This window comes from Leptolyngbya sp. FACHB-541 (genome assembly GCF_014695875.1).
In the GTDB taxonomy this organism is placed as follows: Bacteria; Cyanobacteriota; Cyanobacteriia; order Elainellales; family Elainellaceae; genus JAAUTN01.
The window spans coordinates 291427-303800 of record NZ_JACJPC010000110.1 but is presented as its reverse complement, the minus strand read 5'-3'; the positions used below and the strand labels follow the sequence as shown (position 1 = coordinate 303800).

The 12374-nt window shown below is 51.5% G+C and carries 10 protein-coding genes and 1 pseudogene; 8 read left to right on the top strand and 3 right to left on the bottom strand.

The features are described from left to right. The first annotated feature begins 13 nt into the window (after positions 1-13). From H6G00_RS23900 to H6G00_RS23880, 5 genes and pseudogenes are all read left to right on the top strand, one after another. On the top strand, positions 14-1135 hold the full coding sequence (locus H6G00_RS23900; protein ID WP_190798648.1) for an RpoD/SigA family RNA polymerase sigma factor: 1122 nt from the start codon (positions 14-16) through the stop codon (positions 1133-1135). Between the two features lie 110 nt (positions 1136-1245). Beyond that, positions 1246-1722 (top strand): annotated as a pseudogene (locus tag H6G00_RS35680) (GNAT family N-acetyltransferase); the annotation flags it as partial. Between the two features lie 30 nt (positions 1723-1752). Then, entirely contained in the window at positions 1753-2244 is a 492-nt protein-coding gene (locus tag H6G00_RS35675) for a GNAT family N-acetyltransferase (RefSeq protein WP_190798734.1), read from the top strand. 333 nt (positions 2245-2577) lie between these two features. Further along, complete coding sequence (locus tag H6G00_RS23885; RefSeq protein ID WP_190641541.1) at positions 2578-2784, top strand: glycogen debranching protein; 207 nt, start codon at positions 2578-2580, stop codon at positions 2782-2784. A gap of 116 nt (positions 2785-2900) precedes the next feature. Continuing rightward, a complete protein-coding gene (locus H6G00_RS23880; RefSeq protein WP_190641542.1) occupies positions 2901-3752 on the top strand; it encodes a prohibitin family protein in 852 nt (283 codons plus the stop codon). A gap of 218 nt (positions 3753-3970) precedes the next feature. On the opposite strand, the gene H6G00_RS23875 is transcribed toward H6G00_RS23880, so the two are convergent. After that, the gene (locus tag H6G00_RS23875; RefSeq protein ID WP_190798647.1) at positions 3971-5332 is read right to left on the bottom strand and encodes a TldD/PmbA family protein; all 1362 of its coding nucleotides are present in this window, start codon (positions 5330-5332) and stop codon (positions 3971-3973) included. Then, complete coding sequence (locus tag H6G00_RS23870) at positions 5332-6771, bottom strand: TldD/PmbA family protein (protein WP_190798646.1); 1440 nt, start codon at positions 6769-6771, stop codon at positions 5332-5334. The genes H6G00_RS23875 and H6G00_RS23870 overlap by 1 nt, the downstream gene beginning before the upstream one ends. 585 nt (positions 6772-7356) lie before the next feature. Between H6G00_RS23870 and H6G00_RS23865 the strand changes: the two genes are divergently transcribed. The 3 genes from H6G00_RS23865 (at position 7357) to H6G00_RS23855 (ending at position 10749) form a co-directional block, all read left to right on the top strand. Continuing rightward, the gene (locus tag H6G00_RS23865; RefSeq protein WP_190641545.1) at positions 7357-7629 is read left to right on the top strand and encodes a GlsB/YeaQ/YmgE family stress response membrane protein; all 273 of its coding nucleotides are present in this window, start codon (positions 7357-7359) and stop codon (positions 7627-7629) included. Between the two features lie 629 nt (positions 7630-8258). Beyond that, positions 8259-9071 (top strand): carbon-nitrogen hydrolase family protein, encoded by an 813-nt coding sequence (locus tag H6G00_RS23860; protein ID WP_190641546.1) that lies wholly within the window; start codon positions 8259-8261, stop codon positions 9069-9071. 301 nt (positions 9072-9372) lie between these two features. Continuing rightward, positions 9373-10749 (top strand): cation:proton antiporter, encoded by a 1377-nt coding sequence (locus H6G00_RS23855; protein WP_242042476.1) that lies wholly within the window; start codon positions 9373-9375, stop codon positions 10747-10749. Between the two features lie 97 nt (positions 10750-10846). Here H6G00_RS23855 and H6G00_RS23850 read toward each other — a convergent pair whose 3' ends face one another. After that, positions 10847-12235: a tetratricopeptide repeat protein gene (locus H6G00_RS23850; protein WP_190798645.1), complete on the bottom strand. Its 1389-nt coding sequence runs from the start codon at positions 12233-12235 to the stop codon at positions 10847-10849. Positions 12236-12374: the final 139 nt, after the last annotated feature.

Here is a 12374-nt window from a genome sequence, read left to right as displayed (position 1 = left end):
AGAAGATACAAAAATGAAAGGTGCTTTTGTTGAGGACAGCGGAGCATTAGACACCTCTGCTCACACAGAGCTGTTTGAAGGGTTGCAGGGTCAGGGATTAGGCGAGGAATTGGAACCGTTCGATACCCCTGACGATGAGCCGGATGCTTTGGCAGCGGTCTATTCGCCCGGATATCGTAAAACGGTTTCGGATGATGCCGTGGGTGCTTTCTTTAAGGAGATGGCACGCTACCCCTTGCTCAAACCGAATGAAGAGGTAGAGTTGGCGCGGCGTGTTCAGTTTTTTGCAGAAATTGAGGAGTTGCGCGCTCGCCTCCGCAGCGAACTGGGTCGCAATCCGACTAAGGTAGACATCGCTAACCACTTGGGCCTAACCGAACGGCAGCTTGAGCATCAGCTTTATCGCAGCCGCACCGCCAAGCGTAAGATGATTCGCTCGAATCTGCGTTTGGTCGTGTCGATCGCCAAGCGCTACCTCAATCGGGGCGTACCTTTCCTGGATTTGATTCAAGAGGGGGCGTTAGGTCTGAATCGCGCCACCGAAAAGTTTGATCCCGATAAGGGCTATAAATTTTCCACCTATGCGTACTGGTGGATTCGGCAGGGGATCACGCGCACGATCGCCAATGATGCTCGTACAATTCGTCTGCCGATTCATATTGTCGAGAAGCTGAACAAGCTGAAAAAGGCGCACCGGGATCTGCGGAAAGAGCTAAACCGCAACCCGACTGAGAATGAATTAGCAGAAGCTCTGGAGCTAACCCCTGAGCAACTGCGGAACCTGCAACAGGTGCGGCGGCGATCGCTCTCGCTCAACCATCGCGTCGGTAAGGGCGAAGATACCGAACTGATGGAATTGCTCGAAGACAGTAATACCCAATCGCCAGAGGCGCAGATGAGCGAGACAATGATGCGCCAGGAAATTTACAGCGTTTTGGGCGACGTGCTGACAGAACGTGAGAAGGACATCATCTCTCTACGTTACGGGCTGACCACGGGGGAAGCGCATACGCTCGAAGAAGTAGGTGGCTTGTTTAACCTATCGCGGGAACGGGTACGCCAAATTCAAACGAAGGCAATGCGAAAGCTGCGCCGTCCTCAGGTCGCAGCACGGTTAAAGGGCTGGCTGCGCTGATTCGTGCGCCGGACTATGAAAGATTTCGATAGCAGCAATGCTGCGGGTCGATTGCGTCGGTGGTAGGCGATCGCGCTAGGGTGATAGGGAAAATTTTGCCGTAATCCCCTATGCTCAATCCTTCTGCTATTTCGACTGTATCGATTCGTTCAGCTACGGCTGATGATGTCCCGACTCTCTTTGCCCTAATTCAGGGGTTAGCGGAGTACGAAAAGCTTTCGGATGCTGTGGTGGGAAGCACTGAGGCACTGAGAGAACATTTGTTTGGTCGCCCCTGCGTTGAAGCAATCCTGGCAGAGCAGGACGGCAAGCCTGTAGGGTTTGCTCTATTTTTTGGCAGCTACTCCACGTTTTTGGCGAAACCCGGAATTTATCTGGAAGACCTGTTTGTGCTGCCGGAATGCCGGGGACAGGGAATCGGTAAGATGCTGCTATCACACCTGGCGCAACGGGTACTAGAGCGCGATGGCGGACGGTTAGAATGGTCGGTGCTGGACTGGAATGAGCCTGCGATCGCCTTCTATCGCCGAATTGGAGCCACCATTGGCGAAGACACCCGCATTTGTCGCGTTACCCGCGACCGTCTGTCACACACTGCTGCTTTAGGCAATTCCGACATCGCGGCACAAATTCGTCCAGTTTCGCCAGATGACCTGCCTGGACTGTTTCAACTGATTCAAGCTAAAGCCGAGTTTGACCGGCAGCTTCACCAGTTCAACAGCGATCCAGATGCCTTGAGTCGGCACCTGTTTGGTTCTCCCCGCTACCTAGAAGCATTGGTCGTAGAGCAAGCGGGCCAACTGGTTGGGTTTGCTACTTTCTCGCCTAACTATTCCACTTTCCTGACGCAACCCGGAATTTATCTAGAGGATCTATTCGTCCTACCCGAATATCGGGCTCAGGGAATTGGTAAAACTCTGCTGGCAAAATTGGCCCAGATTGCTCTCGATCGCCACTGTGGACGGTTGGAATGGCTAGTCGCAACCTGGAACGAACGGGCGATCGCCTTCTATCAATACATGGGTGCAACCATCCTGCCAGACTGGAGAATTTGTCGCGTGGTGGGAGAGGCGATCGCTAGTCTTGCTGGGAGCGGAGCTAAGAGTTAGGGATGAGGAGGTTAGGGGAACCAGTAGGCGAAGCCTGCACCACAGACTGCTGAGACACCACAGATGCGAAGCGCGTTATGCCACCTACCCAGACTGATCGGAGGGGGTTTGGGGGACGCGTTCGTCCCCCAACGAGGGTTTGGGGGAGACCCCCAAGGCTCGGATTCCTTCACGAAACCTCGGTCACCTCCAGCATCCCTCATCCACTTCCCAAAAACTGCTAAATAACATTGAAAACTGTTGAAACTCCTTGCTTTGCCCAACTTTCTTCGATAAAACCAAATTAGTGGCACAACCAATCGCCCCAACTACCTACTCTTGGAGCAAAACATCATGACTATCTGGGTGAATGAACAAGTCGATCCGTCGGGCATCATTTCCTCCTGCATTGCTTGCTGCAACCAGGAACACGCAGAAGCGTGTCACGACTCGTATGAGGAAAATCTCACAGACGAGCAAAAAGCCGCAGGTTGGGTTGCTCGCCTCAGAACTGTTACATCCTGGGAAGATGTACCCGTCAACGCCCTCAAACTCGACTAATCGTCTTGGATTCAAGGCGGTTCCTGACCCTAACCTCCAATTCCTCTCGCTCCCCTGCTAGCCTTTAAGCAGATTGGCTCAGTGCTTAATCAGTGCTCAACAAGGAGATAGCAGACTTGAAGAACCAGTACACACAGAATTTGTCTGGCTTAATCTTAGGGATTGTGGTTGCGGCAATTCTGTTCATCGGACTCAATTCTTTCGTCATCATTAACCCAGGTCAGGCGGGTGTGATTAGCATTCTGGGCAAAGCGAGGGATGGTGCTTTACTAGAAGGGCTGCACTTTAAGCCACCGCTGGTTTCGGCAGTCGACGTGTATGACGTGACGGTGCAAAAGTTTGAGGTTCCGGCTCAAAGCTCGACGAAGGATCTTCAGGACTTGACGGCTAGCTTTGCCATTAACTTTCGGCTTGACCCCACTCAAGTGGTGCAAGTCAGACGGAGTCAGGGAACGTTGCAAAATTTGGTTTCTAAGATCATTGCGCCGCAAACCCAGGAGTCTTTTAAGATCGCGGCTGCCCGCAGAACGGTGGAGGAGGCAATCACTAAGCGGGATGAACTGAAGCAGGATTTTGATAATGCGTTGAGCGATCGCCTGGAAAAATACGCAGTAATCGTATTAGACACCAGTGTGATCGACCTCAGCTTTTCTCGCGAGTTTTCTAATGCGGTAGAGGAAAAGCAGATCGCGGAACAGCGGGCTCAACGGGCGGTTTATGTGGCTCAGGAAGCGTCTCAAGCGGCTCAGGCGGACATTAACCGGGCTCAGGGACGAGCGGAAGCTCAGCGGCTGTTGGCGGAGACGCTGAAGGCTGAGGGGGGTGAATTGGTGCTGTTGAAGGAGGCGATCGAGGCTTGGCGAGAGGGTGGCGCTCAGATGCCGAATGTGTTGGTGACGAATGGTGAGTCGGGAGGGGTACCGTTTTTGTTTAATTTGGGGGATTTTCAGGCGGCAGGTTCACGATAAGCGGTCCTCTTTGTAGGCTGTTTTTTGGTTAAAGAATCCGAGCCTTGGGGGGCTCCCCCAAACCCCCGTTGGGGGACGAACGCGTCCCCCAAACCCCCTCCGATCAGTCTGGGGTAGGTGGCGTGACGCGCTTCGCATCGGTGGTGTCTCAAGGGTTTGTTTAGTTGCAGGCTTTGCCTGCATTCACTCCCTGGTTCCTAGCTCCTAGCCCCTAGTCCCTACAACGTATAAGTAAACTCCTCACTCAAGACTCCTGGCACCCAAATTCCTCCTAGGCTGCGGTTGCCGTAGGTGCCGACTTCGGGGATGAATTCCTGGAAGTCGGTGAGGGCGATCAGGTTTTCGCCGAAGCAGCGGTAGAGGCTTTCGTCAAAGCGTAGGTTTTCGATTGGGGCGACGATTTCGCCGTTTTCTACCCAGAAGCAGGCGTAGCGGGTCATGCCGGTGATCCGTCCGGTGGGGCGATCGCTCCAGTTCAAGTAATGCAAGTTGGACAGGTACAGTCCGGTATCCAACTTGCCGAGAATGTCGGCGGTGGCAAGGTTACCGGGGGAAACTTCGGGCGATCGCAACGATTCTCCTTCGTCGGCACCGTTGGCGGTTTTGCCATATTCTTTAGCGGTGCGAGAGTTGATTAGAGTGTTAGCCAGCTTGCCGTTTTCAACAAGCGGTAGCTCGACGGGCGCGATTTCACCCCAGTTGTTGAATCGGGGAACTAAGCCCCGACTAAAGTTTTCCTTGAGGGTGAATTGGGGGGAAAGTTGCTTTTCGCCGCGTTGCAGCAGTCCCAGGGCGCTACCGCCTCGCTGCATGGAGGATTCGCTGACTGCACCCCAGGAGAGCATTCCCATGAGCTCAGCGACAGCAGCGGGGGCAAGGTAGGTGCGATATTGTCCTTTGGGAACGGGTTTTGGCGTTTGGGCTAGTCTTTCGAGCTGGAGTTTGGATTCGGCAAGTTTGGCGGCATAGGCTTTCTGGCTCCATTCGCTGCCAGCAAAGGTGCCTTTGACGGCTTGCCCATCTTCGGTGAAGAGGGAATAGTCAAGTGAGAAGGTTTCGGTGGCAAACCAGTGTTTTTGTCCGGCGGAGTCGGCGTAGGCCCGGATTAACGAACCGCCTGCGTAGATGCCGGTAAAGTCCAAACCCGTGACTTCGGGCAGGATGGAGGAGGCGATCGCCCCCGCCGCTAACAGCTTTCCCTTGTTCACTTCGTGGCTAGTGGCATTTCCTTTTGGCCATACCAGATACGGATCATCCGGGAGTTGCGGTACTTCTTCGCGCAGTTCTTCTAGGGCTGCCTGTGCCTGGAGCAAATCGGTTTCGAGCTTTCCGGTGAAGGGAAATTCGCGGTAGCTGTTGCGATCGCCCTTCATTAAATTCAAATGCAGCTCACCATCGGCAACGCTGCCCGTCTGCCGCACTTTTGCGCCGTTGAATCGGACAAATTGACTTTGCTCTCCAGTGAGTTGCAGGGTCAACTGTTCGTCTGTCCCTAATTCTGACAAGACGGCTGCGACAATCTGGTCAAAGGTCGTTTCCATTGGGCTGTTGGTTGTACTTTCTGTCAGCGTTTCCAGCATTACTCTCCCCCTCCAAACACTTCCACATTTTCAAACACGCAAACTGGGGAACCGTGACCTACGCGAATCACCTGATTGGGTTCACCTTTGCCGCAAAATGGAGTGCCGTACATTTGCCAGGTGGTGTCGTTGCCAATCCGCTTTAGGCTATGCCAAAACTCTGGCGTAGTTGCCCGATAGTTCGGATTTCGCAGTGTTTTGGTCAGCTTGCCATTTTCGATTAATTTGGCGTATTCGCAGCCAAACTGAAACTTGTAGCGCTGATCGTCAATTGACCAGGAACGGTTGGACTCCATATAAACGCCCCGCTCGATGTCACCAGTCAGGGCTTCAAAGGAATCGCTTCCGGGCTCCAGGTTGAGGTTTGCCATGCGATCGATCGGTGGTCGATTCCAGGAGGAAGCACGGGCGCAGGCAACACCCGGAATGCCCGTCCTTGCCTGACTTTCAAGGCTACCCAAGCCCCGCTGCAGCACGCCTTCTTGAATCAGATATTCTCGCGTGGCGGGTGCGCCCGTGTCGTCAAAGCTATAGCTGGCAAACTCCCCCGGCACGGTGGGGTTAAAAGTAATGTTCATCAGCTCGGAGCCGTAGGAAAGCTGTCCAAAGTCCTGCGGTTTAATAAAACTGCCGCCTGCATAGTTGCGTTCGTCGCCTAAAATGCGGTCTAGCTCCAAGGGATGCCCAACGCTCTCATGAATTTGCAGCATCATCTGGTCAGGAGCCAGCACTAGCGTCGTGGTTTCGCTGGGGCAATCTTCTGCCGTCAACAGTTCTACTGCCTGTTCGCCAACTTGAGTGGCTCGTTCCCACAGGTTCGGCTCTGGAAATAACTCCCAACCGCCCTGGTAGCAGTGCGCCAGATAGCCATTGTTGCTGCGCTGCTGCACGATCGCCCCCTCTTGAGCAGTTGCGCCAAAGTGGGTTTCTAACATCACCAGCTTTTGGTACACCTCAGAGCCGTTGCTGCTGACAAACCAGGTTTCGGTTTCGTTGGCGATCGCCGTTGCCACCGCCTGCACAATCTGGTCAGAAACTTTCAATGTTTGGCACAGTCGTACCAGCAAATCATTGATTTCCCCTGGTGTAAGTGCATCCAGCGGTTTCACAAATGGAGAAATATACTCACCCACTACCTTGGGTCGTGCCGCTAAAGTCAGCGGATGAATTGTCCACGGGCTAGCGGCGATCGCCTGCTCATAGGCGAGTTTTGCCGCTGCCCGCAGGCTATCTAGATCTAGTGAGTTTGTCGCACCATAGCCAATCTGTCCATTCACCAGGGCTTCTACCATCACGCCCTGGTTAACTGACTTGCCGTTGCTGCGAGGCAAACCATCTCGTACCGCTCGTACCCCAACCGATTCTTTAACGGCTCGTAACCCAACCCAATCCGCAGGAACGTCCAGCGACTCAATCGCCCTTAAGAGTTCAGAAATCATTGATACACACAAAGAGGAAGTGACCCGTAACCTCAAGTGTAGCGGGGGTGTCAATAGATTTCTGAAGTCCGGTCGTTCTGGGTTAGCTCTCGCTTTTGGAGGAACCATCCTTCAGGCTTTATCGCTCCTTTGACAGAGGGTTTAAGCCCTAGTTTTTTCAAGTTGCTATACATCAGGGTAGGGAGAGGCTACTAGTTCTATGACTTAAACTTCATCCGTCCGATAGTGTCTCTTAAATTTGTGAATTGATATCTTTAAAACATAGAAACGGCACCGAATGAAATCTCACACTAGTGATTCTTCAACTGTGACTTAAATGTGATAAACATGAGTGTTGCAAATCGGTGCATATAGTTCACTGACACAGATGTAAATGAAGCGCTTATTGCTCTCTCTACCTTGCTTTAAAAGTTGAAAGATTGCAACTTTTCAACAAATTGAAAGCGGTAGGCATCTAGGGTCAATTTGATTCGGTAAGTTCGTAGTTTGAGAATAGAGTATTTGCAAACTTGCAAGACGGTTTGATTCAAAACCCCTGTAAAAGCAACTGAACAAAAGCTAACAATTAAGTGAAGGAGAGAAAAAATGGGAATTCTTGCATGGATCGTGTTGGGTTTGATTGCAGGTGCGATCGCTAAAGCGCTTTACCCCGGTCGCCAAAGCGGCGGCATCCTCGGCACAATGCTGCTCGGTATCATCGGTGCATTCTTGGGTGGAACGCTCTACACCCTGTTGACCACGGGTCAATTTGCCCTTGCTTCGGTTGGCTTCACACTTCCTGGTCTGCTGATTGCCGTTCTGGGCGCAATGCTAGCAATCTTCTTGTACTACCAGTTCACCGCTCGTCGGGTTTACTAAGGCGAAAGAAGGCAAAAGAGATCAGGGTTGACCTGCCAAAAAGCTAGCTTCAAAGTGTGAATCGGATGTCAAAGAAATCCCCTGCATTAGCAGGGGATTTTTGTACGATCGCGGCTACCTATTTTTCTACCTATTTTGGAGTTTAGCTCTGGATCTAAACAGGCGATCGCCTAAAAGTTTTCTACCTAAACTCATGTCTTTATATTTCATGAGATTATCCTATACAAGGGTCACATACCTTTGAATTAGGATAATAAGTTTCTGACTCGTGAGCTTGCCTCGCTTCCTCTACTTCTGCAAGAACAGTCGGATTGTTTTCCGTTTCGGCTTCTCTCTCGAAAATCTATTCTTTTTAATGGCTCCATAAGTTAATGGCTCCATAAGACGATAGTCTTTCTCTCCGTGTTGAGAAAGACTATCGTCTTTGCTAAAGCATTAAATGTAACTGTCAACTGGCTAGGTCTGTTATTTAATAGCGGTTGCTCCAAAGGCAAGAAGTTACTTCATCTCATCTCTAGAAAACTTAGCCAGCCGATTTAGATAAACTTTAAGTAAATGGTGTCCTTTTAACGGAGAATTTAAGGTTAGGCACCGACTGCCGTAGTTTTTCCGCTGTGTTGATGAAGCGTATGAAGTCTTATCTTGCTGCTGCAATCCAAATGAATAGCCTGCCCGATCTGGAAAAAAATCTGGCGCAGGCAGAAGACCTGATTGATTTGTCCGTGCGTCAAGGGGCAGAGCTTGTTTGTCTGCCCGAAAATTTTTCTTTTTTAGGAGATGAGGAAGCCAAAATTTCTCAAGCAGAGGCGATCGCTCAAGGTAGCGAAAAGTTTCTCAAAACAATGGCGCAGCGCTATCAGGTGATGCTGCTAGGCGGCGGCTTTCCAGTACCAAGTGGAAACGGCAAGGTTCACAACACGGCATTGTTAATCGGTGCGAATGGGGAAGAACTGTCGCGCTACGAAAAGGTGCATCTGTTTGACGTGAACCTTCCCGATGGCAACACTTACCAGGAGTCGCATACCGTACTAGCTGGGCTGAAGCTACCACCCGTTTATCCCTCTAAAGAGCTGGGCAATCTGGGGCTGTCAGTTTGCTACGACGTGCGCTTTCCTGAGCTTTATCGCCACCTAGCTCAAATGGGGGCAGAAGTGCTGTTCGTTCCGGCTGCTTTCACAGCCTACACGGGCAAAGACCATTGGCAAGTACTTTTGCAAGCCCGAGCGATCGAAAACACCTGCTATGTAATTGCGCCAGCCCAAACCGGAAAACACAATTCTAGGCGGCAGTCTCACGGACATGCAGTAATCATTGACCCCTGGGGCGTGATTTTGTCAGATGCAGGCGACAAACCGGGTGCAGCGATCGCCGCAATCGAACCTTCTCGTTTAGAGCAAGTTCGCCGTCAAATGCCCTCACTTCAGCATCGCGTGTTTGTTTAGGCTTAGGTTCTGTTTTAGAACACCGGGGTAGGGGAGTACAGATGGGAGGGCACTCCGCGACGTGGGGTTGCCCTCCCATATGTATCCTCTTTTTAGAGAAACGTTATTTAGATGTTTCTGATCCTGTGAAGAAACTTGTACAGTAGACAGGATGAGTTCTGTCGAACGCATGGTAGATCTGACTTCTTGGGCAGTTGCATCCCTACAAAATCCTTTACTTCAATTTCACGGTGGCGTCGCTCCTCTACTAGCAGCCACACCAGAAGCCGAAAATGCGCCTCTGGTGCTAGCTGGAGTGTTAATGAGTCTGGTTGTCATTTATTTGGCAGCCAAGATTGGTGGAGAGCTTTGCGCCCGAATTAACCTGCCCGCTGTTTTAGGAGAGTTGGTGGGCGGGGTAGTGGTAGGCATCTCTGCGCTGCACCTGATAGTTTTTCCAAACGGTGCGATCGAGGGAACAAATTCACTGATTGTTGCTCTGCTAGAAGCGACAGCGGGTTTGTCTCCTGATGCAGCCCTGGGCGTTTTTGAGACTGAGAGTGAGGTGATTTCAGTCTTATCAGAGCTAGGGGTAATCATCCTGCTATTTGAAATTGGCTTAGAGTCAGACCTAAAAGAACTGATTCGAGTTGGACCACAGGCAGCTGTGGTAGCGGTCGTGGGTGTCGTAGTTCCCTTTGCGGCAGGCACGGCTGGGCTGATTGTGTTTTTTGGTTTACCTACGATTCCGGCAGTGTTTGCTGGGGCTGCCCTCACCGCAACCAGCATCGGCATAACAGCCAAAGTGCTAGCTGAGCTCCAGCGCCTCAGTTCTGAGGAGGGGCAAATCATCATTGGCGCAGCCGTACTGGATGACGTACTGGGAATTGTCGTACTGGCAGTTGTTGCAAGTCTGGCAAAGACCGGTGAAATCGAAATTAGCAATGTAATTTACCTGATTGTTGGGGCAGGCGTTTTTCTAGTTGGCTCAATTCTGGTGGGTCGTTTGCTCAGCCCCTATTTTGTGGCATTGGTTAACAAACTCAAAACACGAGGGCAACTGCTGCTATCAGCTCTAATTTTTGCCTTCATCCTGTCTTACATCGGCGCGGCAATTCAGCTAGAGGCAATCTTGGGCGCTTTTGCTGCAGGGCTAATTCTGGCAGAAACTGACAAGCAGCAGGAGTTAGAAGAACAGATAATTCCCCTGGCTGACTTTCTCACTCCGATTTTCTTTGTGGTGGTTGGAGCGCGCACAGATCTGAGCGTTCTGAATCCGACAATTCCTGAAAATCGTGAGGGTTTGGTCATTGCTGCCTTTCTGGTCGTGGTTGCCATCCTCGGCAAGCTGGTCACAGGACTAGCGGTATTTGGAAAACCCAACATTAATCGACTGGCGATCGGCGTGGGCATGATTCCCAGAGGAGAGGTAGGCTTGGTGTTTGTCGGAGTTGGTTCGGCAACAGGCACGCTTTCCAAGTCTTTAGAAGCTGCCATCATCGTGATGGTGATTCTGACAACCTTCCTGGCTCCAGCCTTCCTGCGAATCGTGTTTCAGGATTCGGATGAATCGGAAACTGGAATTGAGGCTGAAACTCCTGCTTCCGCTCTAGAAGGCGCAAGTGGGAAACCGTTTACTGCTCAACAAAGCATTGCAGAAGCAGAGGATATAGAGTCATCGCTACAGGATCGACAGTAAAAAGCTTTTGTCTGGTTCCCCAGAAGAATTGACTCTACCAAAAGCGCACCCTGTACTACAGAGTGCGCTTTGTCGCATTTTAGGCAACCGATCGCCTCTATTGCAGTCGGTTAAGTTCACTAAGAACGCTACGATAGCCTTCTGCACGACCCTGTTCTAGATAGAGGTCAGCGGCTTGCTGGAAGTCATAGAGCGCTCCCTGGCGATCGCCCTGTCTCAGCTTAATCTGTCCTCGACTGTAATAAGAATCAGCATCTTGGGGATTTGAGCGAATCGCCTGGGTATAGTCTTCCACTGCACCCTGCATATCTCCCTGATTTGAGCGGATTTCTGCTCGGTTCTCAAAAGCTTGGGCACTGGTAGGGTTGAGTGAAATCACTCGACTGTAATCCTGGGTTGCGCCCCCATCATCGCCCAATGCTACCCGAGCATTAGCCCGACCGCTGTAAGCTTCGGCATAATCGGGCTGAATCGCCAACGCCTCTGTATAGTCTGCGATCGCCCCTTCAGCGTCACCCAGTTCTAACCGCAAGTCGCCGCGCTCCTTGTAAGCAGGAGCATAGTCAGCGTCAACCAATAAAACTCTGTTGAAATCTTCTAGCGCTGCCTGAGATTCTCCCAACGCCGCCCGCATTACACCTCGACTGAAGTAAGCCTGCGTATATTCTGGGTCAAGCTGAGCGGCTCGGTCAAAGTCTGCCAGTGCGCCTTCCGGATCGTTCGCATTAGAAAGGGCAATGCCGCGATTGTAGTAAGCCGTGGCGGAAGTATCATCAAGGGCAATCGCCTGGTCAAAATCAGCGATCGCCGTCTGTTGATTGCCAATGCGGTAGTAAGCACTGCCGCGATTAAGATAGGCTTCTGCATAGCTGGGGTTAATTGCGATCGCTCGGTCAAAGTCGTCGATCGCTGCCCGTACCTGGTCCTGAGCCAGATGAACTGAGCCGCGTCTCACATAAGCCTCAGCATAGTCGGGACGTAGCTCGATCGCTCGTTCGTAGTCTTGCAGTGCGCCTTGATAGTCTTCTGCATCGGCTTGAATAATGCCTCGATAAAGGTAAGCCGCAGCATAGCGCCGATCATTTTGAATCGCCTGATCAAAGTCAGCGAGTGCCTGCTGTTCTTCTCCCTGGCTATAAAAAATTCTGCCCCGGTTGAAATAGGCATTTGCATAGGCTGGGTCAAGCTGAACCGCCTGGTTATAGTCTGCAAATGCGCCTTCCTGGTCACCTAAAGCTTCACGGGCAAAACCGCGATAGACATAGGCTGCGGCATATCCAGAGTCAAGCTGAATCGCCTGATTAAGTTCTTCAATTGCCTCTTCATAGTCGCCGTCGTTGACATCCTCCACGCCATTCTCAAACAACTCTCCTGCATCTGGCTGCGCTAGCGCTCTAGAGAATGGTGCTAGGGCAGAAATACTGACTAGGATGGCAGTAATACTCAAAACGCGGATACTGCGATGGATGGAGTAGGTCGGGTTCATAGGCTTTACTCTACGATGGGATGTAAGTGAAGTTCGATCGCCCTGATGAGGTATTTAGACTTAAATTACCCTTAGGGTAGGCGATCGCGATCACTTTGAGGCTGATTTCATCCCTAAAACCACTGAGAGCTTGCTCAAA

Coding starts and splice junctions, on each gene's coding strand:
- H6G00_RS23900 (WP_190798648.1), top strand. CDS start 14: ATGAAAGGTGCTTTTGTTGAGGACAGCGGAGCATTAGACACCTCTGCT.
- H6G00_RS23885 (WP_190641541.1), top strand. CDS start 2,578: ATGACTATCTGGGTGAATGAACAAGTCGATCCGTCGGGCATCATTTCC.
- H6G00_RS23875 (WP_190798647.1), bottom strand. CDS start 5,332: ATGCTGGAAACGCTGACAGAAAGTACAACCAACAGCCCAATGGAAACG.
- H6G00_RS23870 (WP_190798646.1), bottom strand. CDS start 6,771: ATGATTTCTGAACTCTTAAGGGCGATTGAGTCGCTGGACGTTCCTGCG.
- H6G00_RS23865 (WP_190641545.1), top strand. CDS start 7,357: ATGGGAATTCTTGCATGGATCGTGTTGGGTTTGATTGCAGGTGCGATC.
- H6G00_RS23860 (WP_190641546.1), top strand. CDS start 8,259: ATGAAGTCTTATCTTGCTGCTGCAATCCAAATGAATAGCCTGCCCGAT.
- H6G00_RS23855 (WP_242042476.1), top strand. CDS start 9,373: ATGAGTCTGGTTGTCATTTATTTGGCAGCCAAGATTGGTGGAGAGCTT.
- H6G00_RS23850 (WP_190798645.1), bottom strand. CDS start 12,235: ATGAACCCGACCTACTCCATCCATCGCAGTATCCGCGTTTTGAGTATT.